20 protein-coding genes and 1 riboswitch are annotated in these 19972 nt (G+C 69.4%); of the genes, 3 read left to right on the forward strand and 17 right to left on the reverse strand.

The features are described 5' to 3' along the window. The 7 genes from MRBLMI1x_RS07645 to MRBLMI1x_RS07675 all read right to left on the reverse strand — a co-directional run. Positions 1-1563, reverse strand: a 1563-nt coding sequence (locus MRBLMI1x_RS07645) for an MFS transporter (RefSeq protein ID WP_363457871.1), incomplete at its 3' end; no start/stop codon positions are given. A gap of 168 nt (positions 1564-1731) precedes the next feature. Further along, positions 1732-2082 (reverse strand): hypothetical protein, encoded by a 351-nt coding sequence (locus MRBLMI1x_RS07650; RefSeq protein WP_018188802.1) that lies wholly within the window; start codon positions 2080-2082, stop codon positions 1732-1734. Positions 2083-2133: 51 nt separating this feature from the next. Then, positions 2134-2607, reverse strand: a complete 474-nt coding sequence (ribH, locus tag MRBLMI1x_RS07655) for a 6,7-dimethyl-8-ribityllumazine synthase (protein ID WP_018188801.1) — start codon at positions 2605-2607, stop codon at positions 2134-2136. Then, on the reverse strand, positions 2604-3884 hold the full coding sequence (locus MRBLMI1x_RS07660; RefSeq protein ID WP_018188800.1) for a bifunctional 3,4-dihydroxy-2-butanone-4-phosphate synthase/GTP cyclohydrolase II: 1281 nt from the start codon (positions 3882-3884) through the stop codon (positions 2604-2606). The genes ribH and MRBLMI1x_RS07660 overlap by 4 nt, the downstream gene beginning before the upstream one ends. Further along, positions 3881-4528: a riboflavin synthase gene (locus MRBLMI1x_RS07665; protein ID WP_018188799.1), complete on the reverse strand. Its 648-nt coding sequence runs from the start codon at positions 4526-4528 to the stop codon at positions 3881-3883. The genes MRBLMI1x_RS07660 and MRBLMI1x_RS07665 overlap by 4 nt, the downstream gene beginning before the upstream one ends. Further along, entirely contained in the window at positions 4528-5547 is a 1020-nt protein-coding gene (gene ribD / locus MRBLMI1x_RS07670) for a bifunctional diaminohydroxyphosphoribosylaminopyrimidine deaminase/5-amino-6-(5-phosphoribosylamino)uracil reductase RibD (RefSeq protein WP_018188798.1), read from the reverse strand. The genes MRBLMI1x_RS07665 and ribD overlap by 1 nt, the downstream gene beginning before the upstream one ends. Before the next feature lie 65 nt (positions 5548-5612). Further along, a riboswitch (FMN riboswitch) is annotated at positions 5613-5753 on the reverse strand. Positions 5754-5822: 69 nt separating this feature from the next. Continuing rightward, on the reverse strand, positions 5823-6782 hold the full coding sequence (locus MRBLMI1x_RS07675) for a sugar-binding transcriptional regulator (RefSeq protein ID WP_018188797.1): 960 nt from the start codon (positions 6780-6782) through the stop codon (positions 5823-5825). A 132-nt stretch (positions 6783-6914) separates the two neighbouring features. Between MRBLMI1x_RS07675 and MRBLMI1x_RS07680 the strand changes: the two genes are divergently transcribed. Together MRBLMI1x_RS07680 and glpK are read left to right on the forward strand one after the other, a co-directional pair. Continuing rightward, positions 6915-8612: a glycerol-3-phosphate dehydrogenase/oxidase gene (locus tag MRBLMI1x_RS07680; RefSeq protein ID WP_018188796.1), complete on the forward strand. Its 1698-nt coding sequence runs from the start codon at positions 6915-6917 to the stop codon at positions 8610-8612. A gap of 52 nt (positions 8613-8664) precedes the next feature. Continuing rightward, a complete protein-coding gene (glpK, locus tag MRBLMI1x_RS07685) occupies positions 8665-10197 on the forward strand; it encodes a glycerol kinase GlpK (RefSeq protein ID WP_028497335.1) in 1533 nt (510 codons plus the stop codon). A 1-nt stretch (position 10198) separates the two neighbouring features. Here glpK and MRBLMI1x_RS07690 read toward each other — a convergent pair whose 3' ends face one another. Both MRBLMI1x_RS07690 and MRBLMI1x_RS07695 read right to left on the reverse strand, forming a co-directional pair. Beyond that, on the reverse strand, positions 10199-11062 hold the full coding sequence (locus MRBLMI1x_RS07690) for an Fpg/Nei family DNA glycosylase (protein ID WP_363457879.1): 864 nt from the start codon (positions 11060-11062) through the stop codon (positions 10199-10201). A 59-nt stretch (positions 11063-11121) separates the two neighbouring features. Next, positions 11122-11679: a GNAT family N-acetyltransferase gene (locus MRBLMI1x_RS07695; RefSeq protein WP_363457882.1), complete on the reverse strand. Its 558-nt coding sequence runs from the start codon at positions 11677-11679 to the stop codon at positions 11122-11124. Between the two features lie 288 nt (positions 11680-11967). Here MRBLMI1x_RS07695 and MRBLMI1x_RS07700 point away from each other — a divergent pair, with 288 nt between their 5' ends. Then, positions 11968-12735, forward strand: a complete 768-nt coding sequence (locus MRBLMI1x_RS07700; protein ID WP_363457885.1) for an endonuclease domain-containing protein — start codon at positions 11968-11970, stop codon at positions 12733-12735. A gap of 109 nt (positions 12736-12844) precedes the next feature. On the opposite strand, the gene MRBLMI1x_RS07705 is transcribed toward MRBLMI1x_RS07700, so the two are convergent. The 8 genes from MRBLMI1x_RS07705 to sdhC are packed head-to-tail and all read right to left on the reverse strand — an operon-like array spanning position 12845 to position 19913. After that, positions 12845-13300 (reverse strand): hypothetical protein, encoded by a 456-nt coding sequence (locus MRBLMI1x_RS07705; RefSeq protein WP_363457888.1) that lies wholly within the window; start codon positions 13298-13300, stop codon positions 12845-12847. Continuing rightward, a complete protein-coding gene (gene trpS, locus MRBLMI1x_RS07710) occupies positions 13293-14297 on the reverse strand; it encodes a tryptophan--tRNA ligase (RefSeq protein WP_081626483.1) in 1005 nt (334 codons plus the stop codon). Before trpS ends, MRBLMI1x_RS07705 begins: the two co-directional genes overlap by 8 nt. Before the next feature lie 47 nt (positions 14298-14344). Beyond that, entirely contained in the window at positions 14345-15214 is an 870-nt protein-coding gene (locus tag MRBLMI1x_RS07715; protein WP_414685571.1) for an exodeoxyribonuclease III, read from the reverse strand. Positions 15215-15218: 4 nt separating this feature from the next. Further along, positions 15219-16355: a YihY/virulence factor BrkB family protein gene (locus MRBLMI1x_RS07720; RefSeq protein WP_363457895.1), complete on the reverse strand. Its 1137-nt coding sequence runs from the start codon at positions 16353-16355 to the stop codon at positions 15219-15221. A gap of 22 nt (positions 16356-16377) precedes the next feature. Further along, the gene (locus tag MRBLMI1x_RS07725; RefSeq protein ID WP_018188787.1) at positions 16378-17145 is read right to left on the reverse strand and encodes a succinate dehydrogenase iron-sulfur subunit; all 768 of its coding nucleotides are present in this window, start codon (positions 17143-17145) and stop codon (positions 16378-16380) included. Beyond that, positions 17145-18971, reverse strand: a complete 1827-nt coding sequence (gene sdhA, locus MRBLMI1x_RS07730) for a succinate dehydrogenase flavoprotein subunit (RefSeq protein ID WP_018188786.1) — start codon at positions 18969-18971, stop codon at positions 17145-17147. Before sdhA ends, MRBLMI1x_RS07725 begins: the two co-directional genes overlap by 1 nt. A gap of 46 nt (positions 18972-19017) precedes the next feature. Further along, positions 19018-19479 carry a succinate dehydrogenase hydrophobic membrane anchor subunit gene (locus MRBLMI1x_RS07735; protein ID WP_018188785.1) on the reverse strand — a complete coding sequence of 154 codons (462 nt, stop codon included), beginning with the start codon at positions 19477-19479 and terminating at the stop codon, positions 19018-19020. Then, the gene (gene sdhC / locus MRBLMI1x_RS07740) at positions 19479-19913 is read right to left on the reverse strand and encodes a succinate dehydrogenase, cytochrome b556 subunit (RefSeq protein ID WP_018188784.1); all 435 of its coding nucleotides are present in this window, start codon (positions 19911-19913) and stop codon (positions 19479-19481) included. Before sdhC ends, MRBLMI1x_RS07735 begins: the two co-directional genes overlap by 1 nt. Positions 19914-19972: the final 59 nt, after the last annotated feature.

The following is a 19972-nucleotide window of genomic DNA, read 5'->3' on the forward strand; positions in this document are numbered from 1 at the left end:
GGTCGTACTCGACGACCGATGCCTGGGTGACCTTCTTGATAGCCATGGTCCACTCCCTCGTGTGCCTGTGAGGCCGACGATAGACCCGCCTCGTGCCCGAGGGGAACTCTTGACAGAACGGATGCCGAGGTCCGCGTGTCCGATGTTCGTCTCGTACTCGACGTCCTTCGTCTCCTTCGACAGCCACAGGGCGATGAAGGTGAGGACGGCGGAGCCCGACAGGTAGATGCCGACCAGCCACGGCGAGCCGCCCGCGGCCGCCCACAGCGCGGTCGCAACGATCGGAGCGAGAGCGGCACCGAGGATCGACGACACGTTGTACGAGATCGCCGACCCCGTGTAGCGGACGTTCGTCGGGAAGAGCTCGGGCAACAGGGCCCCCATCGGGCCGAACGTCGCGCCCATGAGCATGAACCCGAGGATGAGGAACGCCTGCACGAGTGCACCGCTGAACTTCGGGTCGAGCTGGGGCAGCAGGAACACGTTGAACAGCAGGCCGAAGACGCCGATGAGTCCCGTGATCCACAGCAGCAGGCGACGACGTCCGATCGAGTCGGCGACGGGGCCGGACAGCAGTGTGAAGACGCCGAAGAAGATGACGCCGACGATCTGCATGATGACGAAGTCCGTGTACCCGAACCCGAGGCCGGGCACATAGGTGGCCGCGTCGAAGGGCGTCCCGGCGGCCTGGGCGGCCGCGGCGGCACCGTCGGTGGTGGCCTTGGTGCCGTACGCCAGGGTGAAGCTGGTCATCAGGTAGAAGAGCACGTAGGTCGCCAGCATGATGAACGTGCCGAGGATGAGCTGCTTCCAGTGGCGTCGGACGACTTCACCCAGCGGGAACTTGCGGATCGCCCCGGTCTTCTCGGCCTTCGCGAACGTCGCCGATTCGACGAGCTTCAGGCGCACGTAGAGACCGACGATGACCATGACCGCCGAGAACAGGAACGGCACGCGCCAGCCCCAGGCGAGGAACTCCTCGCTGCGCTGCGCGGGTCCGTCCGGGTGGGGGAGGAGGAAGTAGATCACCAGGAAGACGGTGTTGGCGATGATGAAGCCGATCGGCGCACCGAGCTGCGGGAACGTGCCGTACCAGGCTCGCTTTCCCTTCGGAGCGTTCTCGGTCGCGACGAGCGCAGCGCCCGACCACTCGCCGCCGAGGGCGAAGCCCTGCGCGAGGCGGAGGATCAGGAGCAGGATCGGGGCGACGATGCCGACCTGGCCGTAGGTCGGCAGGAAGCCGATGAGGAACGTCGCGACGCCCATCGTCAGGAGCGATCCGACGAGCGTGGCCTTGCGACCGAACTTGTCGCCGAAGTGGCCGAAGATGACGGCGCCGACGGGGCGCGCGACCATGGCCGCGCCGAAGATGCTGAACGACAGCAGCAGGTTCACGGTGTCGTTGCCGGCCGGGAAGAAGAGGATGGGGAAGACGAGGACGGCGGCGGTCGCGTAGACGTAGAAGTCGTAGAACTCGATCGTCGTGCCGATCAGGCTCGCCGTGATGACGCGGGAGCGCGGATTGGCGGGTGCGGCGGATGCCGCGGGTGCTGCGGATGACATGCGGGGGACCTTCGGAACGAAGCGGTGGGTCCTCATGGGACGTGTCGGCGGCGGATGCGCTCGCAGGGGTGACGCGAGGGCATCACAGCACTGGGATCACCGATGCGTCGACGGAGTGGTCGACGCAAACCTCCACCCTACTCCCGCGCGTCGCGCGAGAAGTCCCGGTCAGCGCCAGATGACGGCGAGGCCGGCGTTGACGAGCGTCAGGATGCCGATGGGCCAGAAGATCCCCGCGGGGACGGAGCCCGACTTCCGCAGACGTCCCGCGCCCGCGCCGAGGAGCCCGCCGATGATCACCAGGATGACGAGCTTGATGCCGATCTTCGCGTAGTTGAGGTCGTGGTCGAGTCCCCAGGGCGCCGACAGTGCGAGGCCGGCCACGAGGGCGATGCCGAGTCCCCAGTGCATGATGCGGGTCACGCGGCGCTGACCGACGAGTTCGACCACCCACGCACCGAAGAGCGTCGCGAATCCGACGAGGTGGACGAGAACGACGATGCTGCGCAGGGTCTCCATGCCCTCAGGCTACCTGAAGGTGGAGATCCCGCGCAGCATCGGCTCGAGCTCTCAGACGCGGAGGTCGCGGAGGACGAGCGCGGTGCGGATCGCGGCATCCGCTGCTTCCGCACCCTTGTCCTCCTTCGAGCCCTCCAGGCCCGCCCGGTCGAGTCCCTGCTGCTCGTCGTCCAGCGTCAGGACGCCGAAGCCGACGGGCTTGCCGGTGTCGAGCGCGACGCGGGTGAGGCCGTCGGTCGCGGCGGAGGACACGAAATCGAAGTGGGGAGTGCCGCCCCGGATGATGACCCCGAGCGCGACGGCCGCGTCGGCGCCGGCGTCGAGTGCCGCCTTGGCGGCGACCGGCAGCTCGAACGATCCCGGGACGCGGACGAGTCGCCACGAGGCGCCCGACGCGTCGAGGATGCGCTTCGCGCCGGCGATCAACCCATCGGTGATGACATCGTGCCACTGGCCGGCGACGACGACGACCGACAGGTCGCTCGCGTCGACGATCTCGGTCTGGGGTGCTCCGTGGCCGCTCATGCCTTGTGCTCCTCGCTGTGCGCGAGTGCTTCGCGCAGTTCGTCGGCGTCGATGATGTGACCCATGCGGTCGGCCTTCGTCGCCAGGTACTGGTGGTTGTTCGCGCCGACCCCGACGAGCAGCGGCACCTGGTCGACGATCGTCAGGCCGAGTGCGCGCAGCTGCGAGACCTTGTCGGTGTTGTTGGTCAGCAGGCGGATCTGCTTGACGCCGAGGTCGGTGAGGATGCCGGCGGCCGCCGCGTAGTCGCGAGCGTCGGCCGGCAGCCCGAGTGCGAGGTTCGCGTCGACCGTGTCGAGGCCGCGCTCCTGCAGGCTGTAGGCCCGCAGCTTGTTGATGAGACCGATGCCGCGACCCTCATGGCCGCGCATGTAGATGACGACGCCGCCGTCCTGCTCGATGGCGTCCAGGGCCGCCTCGAGCTGCGGACCGCACTCGCACTTCAGCGAGCCGAAGGCCTCACCGGTCAGGCACTCCGAGTGGACCCGTACGAGCGGCGCCTCCTCGGTGAGTTCGCCGGAGACGACGGCGATGTGGTCGGTGCCGGTGATGCGGTCCTTGTACGCGAGGAAGCGGAACTCCCCGTGCGAGGTCGGGACCTTCGCCTCCGCGCGCAGGCTCACGCGACGCTTGCCGATGTGGTCGGTGTGTGCGGCGGCGCTGTCGCCGTCGGCTGCGCTCACGTGCGCGATGAGCTGTTCGATCGTGATGACGGGGATGCCTTCGCGCTCGCCCATCTCCAGCAGGCCCGGCATCCGCATCATGCTGCCGTCGTCAGCGACCACTTCGCCGATGACGGCGACGGGCTGGAGGCCGGCGAGCTGCATGAGCTCGACCGCGGCTTCGGTGTGCCCGGCGCGCTCGCGCACGCCGCCGTCGACGGCGCGGAGCGGGAGTACGTGGCCGGGGCGGATGAGGGAGGCGGGGACCGACGTCGGGTCCGCGAGGACGTTGGCCGTCCGGGCGCGGTCCGACGCGCTGATGCCGGTCGTGACGCCGTCGGCGGCGTCGACGCTCACGGTGTACGCGGTGCTGCGGGCGTCCTGGTTGACCTCGACCATCGGCGGCAGGTCGAGCCGGTCGGCCCAGTCCGCCGGCATCGGCGCGCAGAGAAAGCCGCTGGACCACCGGATGGTCCAGGCGAGCCACTCCGGCGAGGCCAGCTCGGCGGAGATGATGATGTCGCCCTCGTTCTCGCGGCTCTCGTCGTCGGCGACCAGGATCGGTCGGCCTTCCTTGAGGGCTGCCAGGGCGTCGGGGATGGACGAAAGGCTCATCGGGAGCCTCCTTCTTCTGTGGACGGGATGCCGTCGGGTGAGGCGAATCGGAGCAGGCGCTGCACGTGCCGCGCCAGGATGTCGGTTTCGAGGTTGACCCGGTCGCCGGGCGTCAGCGCGCCGAGTGTGGTCACCTCGAGGGTCTCGGGGATGAGGGAGATCTCGAACCACTGCGACGACGCGTCGGCGTCCGACACGTCCGAGACGGTGAGCGAGACGCCCTGCACGGTGATCGATCCCTTGTCGACGACGAGGGGGGCGAGGTCCGCGGGCAGCGAGACGCGGATGACGCGCCACTGCTCGCCGGGGCGCACCTCGAGCACCTCGCCGGTGCCGTCGACGTGTCCCTGCACGATGTGCCCGCCGAGCCGGGTGTGCGCGGCCAGGGCGCGCTCGACGTTGACGGGGGAGCCGACGGCGAGCGTGCCGAGCGTCGACATGTCGAGCGTCTGCTTCATGACGTCGGCGGTGAACCCCTCCGGCGTCTGGTCGGTGACCGTGAGGCAGACCCCGCTGATGGAGATCGAGTCGCCGCGCTGCGCGTCCGAGACCGCGAGCGGTGCGCGGACCGCGAGGCGTACGCCGTCGCCGGACGGATCAATGGCGGTGATGACGCCCTGCTCTTCGATGATGCCCGTGAACATCAGCCCTCCTTGGGGGTCAAGGTGACGAGGATGTCGTCACCGAGTCGGTCGAGACCGAGGATCTCGAGTCGGCGCTGCTCTGCGATCGTCGTGACTCCGATGTCGCCGACCGCGACGCGGTCTCCTCCGATTAGGGTCGGCGCGACGTACACGAGGAGCTCGTCGACCAGTCCCTGGCGCAGGAACGACGCCGCGAGCGTCGGGCCGCCCTCGAGGAACACGCGGTGAGCGCCGAGTTCGCGGAGCCTGTCGAGCAGGTCGCGGAGATCCTCGCCCTCGTCCTGCATGAACGGCCGCGGGTGGCGCCGGAGCGCGGCCTCCTGGGGGACTGCGCGGATTCCGACGACGACCGGCCGCGGCTGGTCCTCGTAGAGCGATCCGTCCGCGGTGCGTGCGGTGAGCGCGGGGTCGTCCGCGAGGACGGTGCCGGTGCCGACGACGATCGCGTCCGCCCGTGAGCGGCGGCGGTGCACGTCCGCGCGCGCGTCGGGTCCCGTGATCCACTGGCTGGTGCCGTCGGATGCCGCGGCCCGACCGTCGAGCGACTGCGCCCACTTGACGGTGACATGCGGTCGCCCCAGGCGCTGCACGGTCAGCCACGACGAGATGAGGTCTTCGCCCTCCTCGCGGAGCACGCCCCCCTCGACGTCGAGACCGGCGGCGCGCAAGCGCTCTGCGCCTCCGGACGAGACGGCGCCCGGGTCCTCGGCCGAGTAGACGACGCGAGCGACCCCGGCCTCGATGAGGGCGACGGCGCACGGGCCGGTGCGGCCGGTGTGGTTGCAGGGCTCGAGGGTCACGACGGCGGTGGCGCCGCGGGCGGCATCCGGCCCCAGTTTCGACAGCGCGTCGATCTCGGCATGGGGGGTGCCGGCGCCGTGGTGCCAGCCCTCGGCGAGCACGGCGCCCTCGGGCGAGAGGATGACGGCCCCGACCTGCGGGTTCAGGCCGCGAGGCCCGTTCGTCGCGAGCGCGAACGCGTGACGGAGCGCGCTGCGCTCCGCGTCGGTGACACTCATCCGGATCCTCACGATGGGGTTCTCCGGGGCGCGGGCGCGACAGGTGGATACGGCGTCGCCGCATCCACCGTGCTGCCTCCCATCCGGACTAGCGACTCTCGTCGCATCACCGTCGGTTCCGGATTTCCACCGGATCAGCAGGACCTGGGTCCCGCTCGCGGACTGTCACCGCCGGTTCGGATTCCCACCGACCCCGGAGCACGTTTCTTGCTCTTGCAGTGTAATCAACCGCTCTTCGCCGGTTTCATTCCCGCGTCATCTCTTGACTTCCGAGGTCATTCGGTCAGCGCGCGGGCGGTCGCCTCATCGACGACCAGCTCGGTGACGAGGCGGGCGGCGAGCGCCCCGCGCAGACTGTCGCGTTTGTCGACGCCCGAGACGATGCAGACGCGACTCGGCACGCGGCGGAGCACGTCGAACCGCGGGCCCGTCGCGCGGTCGTTGAGCTCGATCCCGCGCGTGGAGCCGTCGAGCCGGTAGAACACCGTCGCGACGTCGCCCACCACCCCCTCGCCGTCGAGCGCGGCGAGCTCTTCGGGTTCGAGATAGCCGCCGGAGTAGACGTGGCTGGGGACGCGCGAGTCGGCGGCGCCGACGCTGAAGACGACGAGGTCCATCGCCGCCTGGATGGCGAGGATGCGGGTGGTGCTGCGTTCCCGCCACATCGCGTGCTTCGTGCGCGGGTCGTCGAAGAACGCCGGCACCGGGAACTGCTGCGCGTTTCCGCCGTAGGCCTCGGCGAAGCGGCTGAGGATGTCGCTGGCGTACAGCAGGCCCGTCGTCCGCGTGTTCCCCGAGCCGTTCAGCTGCACGAACGTCGTGCCGTGCACGGACTTCGGGACGAGGCGCCGGCTGACCGCCGCCGTCGTCGACCCCCAGGCGATCCCCACGGTGGTGTCCGCGACGATGAGGTCGCCGAGCAGGTGGGCGGCAGCCGTCGCGACGCGCTCGAGTCGCTCCACGTCGCTGGCGTCGTCGGGCACCGGAACGACATGCGCGGTGATGCCGTAGCGGTCCGCGAGGTTCTGCTCGAGCAGCTGCGGCGCGGCGAAGGGGGAGCGGATGCGGATGTCCACGATCCCGGTCGCGCGGGCACGCGACAGCAGGCGCGACACGGTCGATCGGGAGGTCCCGAGTTCGCGCGCGATGGCTTCCATCGTGCGGTCCTGGACGTAGTACAGGTGCGCGGCCGTGAGGGCGCGACGGATGTCGTCGGGATCGAGCGTCTCTTCCACGGATGACAGTGTGCACGTATGTGCATGGCGACTGCAATCCCGTCCACGAATGTCATCATTGGTCCCATCAGCCACTGCGGTGGCGGTCTGAGGCGACCGGGTCGACACCCGGCAGAAGTGGGAGTGTGTGACGTGGACGCGGACATCCGATCGACGACAGCGGCGCTGCGGGAGCGGCCCCAGGCGGACGTGCTCATCATCGGCGGCGGCATCAACGGCGTCGCGACCTTCCGCGACCTGGCCCTCCAGGGCATCGACGTCGCCCTGGTCGAGAAGAGCGACTTCCTCTCCGGAGCGTCGGCCGCGTCGAGCCACATGATCCACGGCGGCATCCGCTATCTCGAGAACGGCGAGCTCCGACTCGTCCACGAAGCCGTCACCGAGCGCAACGACCTGCTCACGACGGCGGCTCACTACGTCCGACCGCTCCGCACCACCGTGCCGATCTTCTCGACCTTCTCGGGCCTCCTGTCGGCACCGCTCCGCATGGTGCTGCATCGCAAGACGGCCTCGACCGAACGCGGCGCCCTCCTCATCAAGGTGGGGCTCATCATCTACGACTCGTTCTCGCGCGGCGGCGGCAAGGTCCCCCGCCACACGTTCCACGGTCGCCGCCGGTCGCTCCGCGCCCTGCCCGACCTCAACCCCGACGTCAAGTACACCGCCACGTACTGGGATGCCTCGCTCCGCGACCCCGAGCGCCTCGGTCTCGATCTCGTCCGGGACGGCATCGCCGTCGGCGGCAGCCGCGCTCGCGCCGCGAACTACGTCTCGGCCGCGGGCGTCCAGGATGGCAAGGTCGTGCTCCGCGACGAGGAGAGCGGCGAGGAGTTTCCGTTCGCGGCATCCGTCGTCCTCAACGCGGCGGGGCCGTGGACCGACCTCGCCAACCGCGCGCTCGGCGACGCCACCCGCTACATGGGCGGCACCAAGGGGTCGCACATCGTCCTCGACCACCCCGAGCTCATGCAGGCCACCGGAGGACGCGAGCTGTTCTTCGAGCACTCCGACGGACGCATCGTCCTCATCTACCCCCTCAACGGTCGCGTCCTGGTCGGAACGAGCGACCTCGAGCACGACATGTCCGAGCCGGCTGTCTGCACCGAGGAGGAGGTCGACTACTTCCTCGACCTCATCGGTCACGTCTTCCCGACGATCCCCGTCGACCGCTCGCAGATCGTCCACCGCTACTCGGGTGTCCGTCCCCTCCCCGGGCACGGCGACATGGCCGCGGGCTTCGTCTCGCGCGACTACCGCATCGAAGAGGCGATCCTCCCCGGGTCGGACCGCGTGCCGGTGCTCAGCCTGGTCGGCGGCAAGTGGACCACGTTCCGCGCCGTCGCCGCACGACTGACAGACGAGCTGATGACCCGGATCGGCCGCGAGCGTGTCCGCTCCACGAAGGGTCTGCCGATCGGCGGCGCCGTCGGGTTCCCCCGCACCGACGCCGACCGCGACGAATGGGTGCACCAGCACCTCTCGGACTTCGGACTCGAGCGCGGTACGCGTCTGCTGCACCGCTACGGCACGCACGCGCTGGCCGTCGCCACCGCGCTCCGCCAGGACGACGACGACGCGCCCCTGTCGACGCTGCCGCGATTCAGCTCGGGAGAGTTCCGTTACATGGCGACCCGCGAGTCGGTCGTGCACCTCGACGACATCTTCCTGCGCCGCACGAACATCGGCTTCCGCGGTGAGGCGACCCGCGAGGTCGTCGAAGAGGTGGCCTACGCCGTCTCGGATGTGATGGGCTGGGATGCCGCGACCCGCCGCTCGGAGATCGACCGGACGCTCGCCGCGGTGCACGCCGCCGATCCCGTCGCTGTCTGACGCCGGCATCCGCGTCGCGATCAGCGACGAGCACTCGAAGAGGAGACGAGACGTGGCCGAACACGTGATCGCCATCGACCAGGGAACCACCTCGACACGCGCGATCGTGTTCGACGGCGAAGGGGCGCTCGTCGCCACCGCGCAGCGGGAGCACGAGCAGATCTTCCCGCGGGCCGGGCGGGTCGAGCACGACCCCGTGGAGATCTGGACGAACACGGAATGGGTGCTCGCCCGCGTCCTCAACCAGGTGGGGCTGGCGCCGTCGGACGTCGCCGCCATCGGCGTGACCAACCAGCGCGAGACCGCGATCGTCTGGGACCGCCGCACCGGCCGGCCGATCCACAATGCGATCGTCTGGCAGGACACCCGCACGCAGCCCGCGATCGACCGGCTGATCGAGACGCACGGCGTCGACGCCTTCGCCGACGTGACGGGGCTGCCGCTCGCGTCGTACTTCTCCGCGTCGAAGATCGCGTGGATCCTCGACAACGTCGACGGGGCGCGCGACGCGGCGCGGAACGGCGACCTGATGTTCGGCACGCCGGACACGTGGATCGTCTGGAACCTCACGGGTGGCAGCGACGGCGGCATCCACATCACGGACGTCACCAACGCGAGCCGCACGCTGCTGATGGATCTCAAGACCCTCGACTGGTCGGACGAGATGCTCGAGATCTGGGACATCCCGCGCGCGATGCTGCCCGAGATCCGCTCCTCCTCGGAGGTCTACGGCGAGGTCGCGCAGCCGCGGGTTGCGCGCGGCATCCGGATCGCCGGCATCCTCGGGGACCAGCAGGCCGCCACCTTCGGGCAGGCCGCCTTCGACGCCGGGCAGTCCAAGAACACGTACGGCACCGGCAACTTCCTGCTCGTCGGGACCGGCACCGAGCTCGTCCGCTCCGAGGCGGGTCTCATCACGACGGTCGCCTACCGCATCGGCGACGAGCCCGCCCACTACGCGCTCGAAGGTTCCATCGCCGTCACCGGCTCGCTCGTGCAGTGGCTGCGCGACAACCTCGGGATCATCTCCGATTCGGGCGAGGTCGAGCGGCTCGCCCGCAGCGTCGAGGACAACGGCGGCGCCTACTTCGTGCCCGCCTTCTCGGGACTGTTCGCCCCGTACTGGCGACCCGACGCGCGCGGCGCCCTCGTCGGCCTCACCCGCTACGTCACCAAGGCCCACATCGCCCGCGCCGCCCTCGAGGCGACAGCGTTCCAGACGCGCGACGTGATCGCCGCCGTCATCTCCGACACCGGCCGCGACCTCGACGAGCTCCGCGTCGACGGCGGCATGACCCGCAACGACACGCTCATGCAGTTCCAGGCCGACATCCTCGGCATCCCCGTCATCCGCCCCAAGGTCGTCGAGACGACGGCTCTCGGCGCCGCCTACGCCGCCGGTCTCGCCGTCGGCGTGTGGTCCGACAAGGACGCGCTCCGCGGGTACTGGCAGGAGGACCGCCGGTTCGAGCCGCAGATGGACCCCGACGAGCGCGACCGCCGATGCCGGCTGTGGGAGAAGGCCGTCTCGAAGTCGATGGGCTGGGTCGACGACGACGCCCGGGTCCTCGCCGGAACCGTCTGACCTACTTCAGGAGCCTCGACAGGCGGCGGTCCGCGAGGATCTTGCCGCCCGTCTGACACGTGGGGCAGTACTCGAGGCTGTTGTCGGCGAAGAACACCGATCGCACCTCATCGCCGCACACCGGGCACGCCTCGCCGCGTCGGCCGTGGACGGCCATCCCGCGGCGCTTGGCGTCCTTGAGGTCGGCCGGAGGTTTGCCGGATGCCGCGGCCACCGCCTCGGCGAGGGTCTGCCGCAACGCGGCGTAGAGTCTGTCGATCTCGGCATCCGTCAGCCCTGCAGCCAATGCGTACGGCGACATCTTCGCGGCGTGGAGGATCTCGTCGGAATAGGCGTTGCCGATCCCCGCGACGATCGACTGGTCCCGCAGGACGCCCTTGATCTGCGTGCGGCGCCCCGCCAGGAGCTCCGCGAGCGTGTCGCGCGTGAACGCGGAGTCGAGGGGATCCGGGCCGAGGCGCGCGATGCCGGGCACGTCGGCGGGGGAGCGGGCGGCGTAGTAGGCCAGGGACTTCTTGGTGCCGGCCTCGGTCAGGTCGAACCCGGAGCCGTCGTCGAAGCCGACTCGTAGGGCGATCGGGGTCTTCCCCGGCCGGATGACCGTGGCGGGCAGCTGGTCGTACCAGCGCAACCAGCCGGCCTTGGCGAGGTGGAAGACGAGGTGGGCACCGGCATCCGTCTGCAGGTCGACGAACTTGCCATGACGCTCCGCACCGGTGACCGTCGCGCCGGTGATCGCGTCGATCGGCGGGTCGTACGTCTTCAGGGCGGCGATGTTCGCGACCGACACCTTCGTGACGGTGAGTCCCGTCGCACGCTCGCGGAGGAAGTCGACCAGTCCCTGCACCTCGGGCATCTCAGGCATGGGGTCATCCTGTCATCCGGTGGGGACGGCGGTCAGGGGGTTGTCACGGGACCGGCTTGTCAGAGCACCGGCCACGTCTGCGGCGAGCGGTCGTCCGTGCGCAGGAGCGCGGCGATCCAGCCGTCGTGGCGGCCGCGCGGATCGCTGAGACCCTGGCGCAGGAGTCCCTCGTACCGGAACCCGAGCTTCTGCGCGACCCGCGCAGAAGCGTGGTTGCCGACGACGGCGCGCCACTGGATCCGGGCGAGAGCGAGGGGCTCCGCGAACCCGAAGTCCACGACGGCGGTGGCCGCCTCGGTGAGGTAGCCGTGGCCGCGGGCCGCGGCATCCATCCAGAACCCGATCTCTGCCGAGCCCTGCTTCTCGACGCGGTGGAGGCCGACCATGCCGATCCAGCGGTCCTCGCGGCGGACGCCCCAGGTGAGCTCGCTCTCGTCGTCCCACCATCCGGTCGCCTTGGCGACGAAGTCCTCCGCGTGCCGCCGGTCGTATGGCGACGGAAGCGTCGTCCACCGCGGCACTTCGGGATCCTGCGCCGCCGCCGTGATCGCGTCGACGTCGGCCGCCGTCGGGACGGACAGCTCGAGCCGCTCGGTCCGCAGAGTCACCGGTTCCATGACCCGACCCTAGCGGCGGCCGCGTGTGCCGAGTGCAGGTTCAGATGCGTCTCGGCCGGTTCGCTCCGACGGATCCGACGATTGCCCCTGCACTCGGCACGAGGATTCCTCCCCGAGGCCACTATGGAGCCTGTCCGCCACATTTCTCACGGAGCCGAGCTGCCCACCTGTGCCCTCGGCGAGCGTCGTGCCATGACCTCGTCACGTGATCGGCGCGTCTTCGCCGACAGAGCCGCATACCTCCTCTCCATCCGCTGTAGAACCGCTTACGAGCTCCGGTCTTCCGGGATGTCGAAACGGGCCATCGCGCAGGCCGCAGCGGACGGTGCGATCGTGGCGGTCCGTCGGGGCCGATATCTTGCCTCGGACGTCCCGGCCGATGTCGTCCGGGCGGCCCGCGTCGGTGGGCGGCTCACCTGCGTGAGCGCTCTTCGCCTCCTGGGGGTCTTCACCCTCACCTCGGAGGAGCTTCACGTGCACATCCCTCCGCACGCGGCTCGACTCCGTGTGCCGTCGGAAGGAGCCTCGCGTCATTGGTCGCCACCGATCGGGGAGCGACCCTCCGAGGCGGGCATCTCGCACCCGTGGGACCTGCTCGCCCACGCGATCGTCTGCCAGTCTCCCGCGGCGGCTGTCGCCACCCTCGACAGCGCATTGCACTGGGGCCTCGTCCTGCCGTCGGAGCTCGACCTCGTCTTCGCCGCTGTGCCCCGGAAGTATCGCGTGATCCGGAAGATGCTCGACGGACGGGCCGAGTCCGGGCCGGAGTCGTTGATGCGACTCATCCTGCGCCGCCTCGGGCTGAAGGTGGAGGTGCAGGTGAGGATCGACGGAGTCGGGAGGGTTGATCTTCTCGTCGACGGGTGGCTCGTCGTCGAGTGCGACAGCGATGCTCACCATTCCGGTCCGCTCGCCCACAGGGTCGACCGTCGTCGTGATCTGACGCTCGCCGCGCTCGGCTACACGACGCTCCGACCGATGGCGGCTGACATCATGTGGCATCCGGACCGGGTGGTTGCGGCGGTGAGAGGGTTGTTGCGTGCGCGACGGCGCTGACGCTGTGCCGAGTGCAGGCTCAGCGGCGCGAATGCGGGCTGAATCGCCCCGAGCGGGCGTCTGAACCTGCATCCGGCACGCGACCGGCCACGACCCACGAGCGGGAGGCTCAGCCCTCGGGGTGCTGCTGGATCCAGACGGCCATGGCGGCGAGGTTGGCCAGCGGGGCCATCGCGCCGGTCACCGGCGCGTCGAACACGATGGACTCCACGCCGACCTCGGCGTAGGAGGCGACCCAGCCCGCGGCATCCGGCATCGGAACCGCGAGCAGCCGGTCGACCTCTTCGGGCGGGATGCCGAACCCCGCCGCCGCCTCTGCGGCACGCTCCGGCGTCGAGAAGGCGAAGATCGCCGGGCCCTGCTCGGTGGTGGCGGCGAAGGGGGAGGGCTGCTCATCGGTTCCGCGCGCGATGAAGATCCACCGCTCGAGGGCGAAGACGGCGCGCCAGAGGCGCTCCTGCGCGTCGCGGTCGTCGGGGGCGGCCATCGACACCGCAGCGGCCGCGTCGATCGCCGCGACGGTCTCCGGGGCGGGCCCGAGCTCGGGAGTCGGCTGATCAGGCACGACGCAGCAGCCCCAGCTTGTCGTAGACGTCGCCCAGGGTGCGGTCGGCGACCTCCTCGGCGCGGGCGGCGTTCGTCGCGAGCACCCGGTCGAGCTCGGCCGGGTCGTCGAGCAGCTCGAGCGTGCGCTCGCGCACGGGACCGAACTCCGAGACGACGACCTCGGCGAGCCCCTTCTTAAAGTCGCCGTAGCCGCGACCTGCGTACTCGTCCTCGATCGAGGGGACCTGCCGACCGGTGAGGGCGGCGTAGATCACAAGGAGGTTCGAGACGCCGGGCTTGTTCTCCGAGTCGTAGCGGACGACGCCCTCCGAGTCGGTGACGGCCCGCATGATCTTCTTCGCCGACTTCGCCGGATCGTCGAGAAGCCACAGGACACCGGCATCCGACTCGGCGGACTTCGACATCTTCGACGTCGGGTTCTGCAGGTCGTAGATCCGCGCCGTCTCCTTCTGGATGACGGGCTTCGGCACGACGAACGTCTGACCGTGGCGGCTGTTGAAGCGCTCGGCGAGGTCGCGGGTCAGCTCTACGTGCTGCTTCTGGTCGTCGCCCACGGGGACGAGATCCGTCTGGTACAGCAGGATGTCGGCGGCCATGAGGATCGGGTACGTGAAGAGCCCGACGTTGGTGGCGTCGGTGCCGTAGCGCGCCGACTTGTCCTTGAACTGCGTCATCCGGCCGGCCTCGCCGAAGCCGGTGACCGTGGACAGCACCCAGGCGAGCTCGGCGTGCGCGCGCACGTGCGACTGCACGTACAGCGTCGACTTCGACGGCTCGATGCCGGCGGCGATGTACTGCGCGGCGGTGCGGCGGGTCTTCTCGCGCAGCTCCGCGGGATCGTTCGGCTGCGTGAGGGCGTGCAGGTCGACGACGGAGAAGAACGCGTCGTAGGACTCCTGCATGTCCCGCCACTGCAGGAGCGCCCCGATGTAGTTGCCGATCTGGAGGGAGTCGGCGGAGGGCTGCATTCCGGAGTACAGGCGGGGTTTGCTCACCCTACGATCCTAGGCGCGAACGGATGCCGCGCCCCCGCGTCCGTGCCTCAGCTGCCGAGCGTGTAGTCGGCCACGACCGGCGCGTGGTCGCTCCAGCGGGTGTCCCAGGACGGTGCCCGGACGACCCGGTAGTCGGTCGCCCGCGTCGCGAGCTCGGGGGTCGCGAGGTGGTAGTCGATCCGCCAGCCGGTGTCGTTGTCGAACGCCTTGCCGCGGTTCGACCACCACGTGTACGGCCCGTCGACCTCGCCGGCGAAGCTGCGCCCGACGTCTACCCAGCCGAGCCCGGTGCCGCTCTCGCCGTCGACGGTCGTGACGGTCTCGCCCGCGGGCCCGGTGAAGCGGTCGAAGTACGCGCGCTCGCGCGGCAGGAAGCCGGCCTTCTTGACGTTGCCCTTCCAGTTGCGGATGTCGAACTCGCGGTGCCCGACGTTGAGGTCGCCGGTGATGAGCGCGAGGTCGCCGAGGTGCGGCATCCGCTCTTCCATCGCGTCGAGGAACGCGTACTTCGCGACCTGCTTCTCGGTGCCCGCCTCGCCCGTGAAGACGTAGGCACTGACCACGGTGAGCAGCTCGCCGTCGACCTCGATGTCGGCTTCGACCCACCGGCCCTTCGAATCGAGCGTGTCGTCGCCGAGCTCGACGCGCCAGACGTCGAACGGCTCTCGGGTCGCGATCGCGACACCGGCGCGGCCCTTCGCGAGGGCCTCGTCGTTCACCAGGTGCCATCCGGGAAGGGCGGCGGCGAGATCGGATGCCTCGGCCCGCACCTCCTGCAGGGTCAGGACGTCGACCCCCGCGGTCTCGAGCCAGTCGTGCATCCCCTTCCGGGCGGCGGCGCGGATGCCGTTGACGTTGACGGAGGCGATGCGGAGTGTTCGTGGCACGCCTTCCAGCGTATCCAGGGCGGCGGACATCGACTCACCGCCGGGTGCGTTCCCAGAGGTCCTCGGCGTGCCGCAGATCACGCCGTGCGCCGGGTTTCCGCCACCACGAGGCGTCCGCGAGCGCTTGCCGCGCCTCGCGGACACCGGCTTCGGCCACGACGCGGAGCGCGCGGCGCTCCTGCTCCCGTCGCTCCTCGGCGGTCATCTCCACGAGCGGGATGTCGGCGTCATCCGCGGCGACGGCGATCCAGGACGCGGCGACGAGGATCACGATCCCCGCGAGGCGGAGCCAGAGCAGCAGCCCGACGACGGTGAAGGTCGCCAGGAGCGGGTTGGTGGGGGAGTAGACCGCGAGGAATCCGGCGCCGAGCTGCAGGAGCGCCAGGGCACTCCCGCCGGCGGCGGCGCCCGGGATGATCGACCTCACCGGCAGCGAGGTCCCGGTGAGGAACCGGATGAGTCCGGTGAGAGCGGTGGTGTTCAGAAGGATGCTGACGATGACCGACGCGATGCGGCTCGATACGTCCACCGCGGTGGATTCGTACGGCACCTGGGCCCAGTCGAGGACGATCGCCACGACACCGCCCGCGACGAGTCCGAACACCGCGCCGAGGACCAGAGCGAGCCCGAACAGGAGGGCGGCGAGCAGGTCCCCGAGTTTGAGGAGCACGAAGCTCCTCGTGTCGAACGGCAGACCGAAGATGTCGCGCACCGCGCGCCGGGTGAAGGTGACGAATCCGATCGCCGTCCAGATCGCGACGGTGACGGCGATCGCACCCGTCACCGCGAGGAGGCTGCCGCTGTCGCGCGCGATGCCCGCCACGTCGGCCGGATCGAGCGTTCCCCCGACCGCGATGAATCCGGGCAGGTAGGAGTTCACGACCGCGATGAGTCCGTCGATGGCGGTCTGCGAACCGCCCAGCCAGAGGCCGACGGCGGCGAACGCGGTGTACAGCGTCGCGAAGATCGCGAACAGGGACTGATAGCTGATGGATGCCGCGAGCAGGAACCCGTTCCGCCGCAGGAAGCGGCGCCACACCCGCACCGGGAACGAGCCGATGGTCCGCTGCGTCAGCTCGGTGGCCCGCTCGATCGGCTGATCGAGTCGCTCGCGCAGACGAGACGCCTCCCACCGCTCGCGCAGGGGAGGCGTCGTGTCGTCCGAGGTCACGCCTCGAGGCTATCCGGCCGGATCAGCTGCGGAGGACCGCCTGCTTGACCTCGGCGATGGCCTTGGTGATCTCGATGCCGCGGGGGCACGCCTCGGTGCAGTTGAAGGTCGTGCGGCAGCGCCACACGCCTTCCTTGTCGTTGAGGATGTCGAGGCGCACGTCGCCCGCGTCGTCGCGCGAGTCGAAGATGAAGCGGTGCGCGTTGACGATCGCGGCGGGGCCGAAGTACTGACCGTCGGTCCAGAACACAGGGCAGGACGACGTGCACGCGGCGCAGAGGATGCACTTCGTGGTGTCGTCGTAGACGGCGCGGTCCTTGATCGACTGGATGCGCTCCTTGCCGGGCTCCGGGGCGCTGTTCGCCTGGAGGAAGGGCTGCACGTCGCGGAAGGACTCGAAGAACGGGTCCATGTCGACGATGAGGTCCTTCTCCAGCGGCAGTCCCTTGATCGCCTCGACGTAGATCGGCTTCGAGATGTCGAGGTCCTTGATCAGCGTCTTGCAGGCGAGGCGGTTGCGGCCGTTGATGCGCATGGCGTCCGAGCCGCAGATGCCGTGGGCGCACGAGCGGCGGAAGCTCAGCGTGCCGTCGACGTCCCACTTGATGCGGTGCAGTGCGTCCAGCACGCGGTCCGTCGGGTACATCTCCACGTCGTAGTCGACCCAGCGCGGCTCAGCGTCCACCTCGGGGTCGAAGCGCCGGATGATGAAGGTGACCAGGTACGACTGGATGCCGGAGTCGTTCGTCTCCTGCGTCTGCGCCGGGGCGCCGCTGTCGACGATCGTCATCAGTACTTCCTCTCCATCGGCGGGTAGTTGTACTCGCCCTGCTCGTTCTTGGTGAACACGACCGGCTTCCAATCCAGGCGGATGTGGTCCTCGGGGTTCGCGGAGTGCGGGTCGCCCGTGAGGTAGGCCATCGTGTGCTGCATGTATTCGTCGTCGTTGCGGTCGGGGTAGTCCTCGCGCATGTGACCGCCGCGGCTCTCCTTGCGGTTGCGCGCGGCGTAGGCGACGATCTCGGCGATGTCGAGGAGGAAGCCCAGCTCGACGGCCTCGAGGAGGTCGGTGTTGTAGCGCTTGCCCTTGTCGTCGACGTGGACGTTCTTGTACCGCTCGCGCAGGTCGTTGATCGTGCCCATGACGTTCGTGAGCGTCTCTTCGGTGCGGAAGACCTGGGCGTTGGCGTCCATCTCCTCCTGCAGCTTCTTGCGGAGCGTGGAGATGCGCTCGGTGCCCGCGTTGTTGCGCAGGCCCTCGATCAGCTCGCGGACCTCCTTCGCGGGGTCCTCGGGGAGCGGCATGAACTCGGCGGTCTGGACGTACTCGACCGCGTTCTGGCCGGAGCGCTTCCCGAAGACGTTGATGTCCAGGAGCGAGTTCGTGCCGAGGCGGTTCGCGCCGTGCACCGACACGCACGCGCACTCGCCCGCGGCGTAGAGGCCGGGGACGACGGTGTCGTTGTCGGCGAGGACCTCGCCCTTGATGTTGGTCGGGATGCCGCCCATCGCGTAGTGCGCGGTCGGCATGACCGGCACCGGCTCGACGACCGGGTCGACGCCGAGGTAGGTACGGGCGAACTCGGTGATGTCGGGGAGCTTCGTCTCGAGCACTTCGGCGCCCAGGTGCGTGCAGTCGAGGTAGACGTAGTCCTTGTTCGGGCCGGCGCCGCGGCCTTCGAGGACCTCCTTGACCATGCACCGGGCGACGATGTCGCGGGGCGCGAGGTCCTTGATGGTGGGGGCGTAGCGCTCCATGAACCGCTCGCCCGAGGCGTTGCGGAGGATCGCGCCCTCGCCGCGGGCACCCTCGGTGAGAAGGATGCCGAGGCCCGCCAGACCTGTCGGGTGGAACTGGAAGAACTCGATGTCCTCGAGCGGCAGTCCCTTGCGCCAGACGATGCCGACGCCGTCACCGGTGAGGGTGTGGGCGTTCGAGGTCGTCTTGAAGATCTTGCCGAAGCCGCCGGTCGCGAAGATGACGGCCTTGGCGTGGAAGACGTGGAGGTCGCCGGTGGCGAGCTCGTACGCGACGACACCGGCGATGCCGGTGCGACCCAGGGCATCCTTCACCGTGATGAGGTCGAGCGCGTAGAACTCGTTGAAGAAGTTGATGCCGAGCTTGACGCAGTTCTGGAACAGCGTCTGGAGGATCATGTGACCCGTCCGGTCGGCGGCGTAGCAGGCGCGACGGACCGGGTTCTTGCCATGCTCAGCGGTGTGCCCGCCGAAACGGCGCTGGTCGATCTTGCCGTCGGGCGTGCGGTTGAAGGGCAGGCCCATGTTCTCGAGGTCGATGACCGCGTCGATGGCTTCCTTCGCGAGGATCTCGGCTGCGTCCTGGTCGACGAGGTAGTCGCCGCCCTTGACGGTGTCGAAGGTGTGCCACTCCCAGGAGTCCTCTTCGACGTTGGCGAGCGCTGCCGCCATGCCGCCCTGTGCCGCGCCGGTGTGGCTGCGGGTCGGGTAGAGCTTGGTGATGACGGCCGTCTTCGCGCCGGGACCGGCCTCGATCGCGGCGCGCATGCCGGCGCCGCCGGCGCCCACGATGACGACGTCGAACTGGTGGTAGTGGACGCCGTCCTTGACGACGGAGTCCGCGGTCTGAGTGCTCACGTGACGAATGCCTCTGTTCTCTGCTTTGCGTGCCGGCGCGGCCGGCTCAGCCCTGTGCCTTGCAGACCTCGGCGAGAACGCTGCCGTCGAGGTTGGGGATGCAGGGATCGAAGGTGAAGACCACGAGGGTGCCGAGGAGGATCATGAAGCCGGCCACCACCCAGAGGCTGGTGACGAGGACCCGGCGGACCTTCGCGTTGGTGACGTAGTCGTTGACGATCGTGCGCATGCCGTTCGTGCCGTGGATGAACGCCAGCCACAGCATGAGGACGTCCCACCACTGCCAGAACGGCGTGGCGAACTTGCCCGCGACAAACGCGAAGTCGAGGCCCGAGATGCCCTCGCCGAGCATGAGGTTGACGAAGAGGTGACCGAAGATGAGGACGAGCAGCAGCACGCCCGAGACGCGCATGAAGACCCAGCCCCACTTCTCGAGGTTAGGACCCTTCTTGCGGACGGCGGCCTTGCCCTGCGGGGTGCGCGGAGCGGCGAGGGTGTCGGCGGTCATCAGTGCTCGCCTCCCATGTGCGAGAAGACGTTCGGAAGGTGGCGCGCGGCGAAGCCGACGAGGGTGACGGCCCAGACGGCCAGCACTCCCCACCACAGCTGCCGCTGGTGACGCGTGGCCCACGGCCACAGGTCCACCGCGATGATGCGGAGGCCGTTGAAGGCGTGGTAGACGATCGCGCCGACCAGGGCGACTTCGCCGAGGCCCATGATCGGGTTCTTGTACGTGCCGATGACCGCGTTGTACGCATCGGGGGAGACCCGGATGAGTGCGGTGTCGAGGACGTGCACGAGCAGGAAGAAGAAGATGGCGATGCCGGTGATGCGGTGAAGGACCCACGACCACATGCCCTCGTTGCCGCGGTACAGCGTGCCGCGCGGGGTCTTGGACGTGGTCTCAGCGATCGACGGCGTGACGCGTGCTGGTGCAGACACGGTCGTCCTCCCTTGAGTGAGATGGATCGCGCGCGTGCGGCGAGATCGCGGCATCCCGG

Source organism: Microbacterium sp. LMI1x-1-1.1, from assembly GCF_040676205.1.
GTDB classification, from domain to species: domain Bacteria; phylum Actinomycetota; class Actinomycetes; order Actinomycetales; family Microbacteriaceae; genus Microbacterium; species Microbacterium aquilitoris.

Excerpts from the sequence above, each read along its gene's own strand:
- MRBLMI1x_RS07660 (WP_018188800.1), bottom strand. The coding sequence starts at position 3,884 with ATGAGCCTTTCGTCCATCCCCGACGCCCTGGCAGCCCTCAAGGAAGGC.
- MRBLMI1x_RS07695 (WP_363457882.1), bottom strand. The coding sequence starts at position 11,679 with ATGGAACCGGTGACTCTGCGGACCGAGCGGCTCGAGCTGTCCGTCCCG.
- MRBLMI1x_RS07725 (WP_018188787.1), bottom strand. The coding sequence starts at position 17,145 with ATGACGATCGTCGACAGCGGCGCCCCGGCGCAGACGCAGGAGACGAAC.
- MRBLMI1x_RS07650 (WP_018188802.1), bottom strand. The coding sequence starts at position 2,082 with ATGGAGACCCTGCGCAGCATCGTCGTTCTCGTCCACCTCGTCGGATTC.
- MRBLMI1x_RS07665 (WP_018188799.1), bottom strand. The coding sequence starts at position 4,528 with ATGTTCACGGGCATCATCGAAGAGCAGGGCGTCATCACCGCCATTGAT.
- MRBLMI1x_RS07735 (WP_018188785.1), bottom strand. The coding sequence starts at position 19,479 with ATGACCGCCGACACCCTCGCCGCTCCGCGCACCCCGCAGGGCAAGGCC.
- MRBLMI1x_RS07715 (WP_414685571.1), bottom strand. The coding sequence starts at position 15,214 with ATGTCCGCCGCCCTGGATACGCTGGAAGGCGTGCCACGAACACTCCGC.
- MRBLMI1x_RS07690 (WP_363457879.1), bottom strand. The coding sequence starts at position 11,062 with ATGCCTGAGATGCCCGAGGTGCAGGGACTGGTCGACTTCCTCCGCGAG.
- MRBLMI1x_RS07700 (WP_363457885.1), top strand. The coding sequence starts at position 11,968 with ATGTCGAAACGGGCCATCGCGCAGGCCGCAGCGGACGGTGCGATCGTG.
- ribH (WP_018188801.1), bottom strand. The coding sequence starts at position 2,607 with ATGAGCGGCCACGGAGCACCCCAGACCGAGATCGTCGACGCGAGCGAC.
- ribD (WP_018188798.1), bottom strand. The coding sequence starts at position 5,547 with ATGAGTGTCACCGACGCGGAGCGCAGCGCGCTCCGTCACGCGTTCGCG.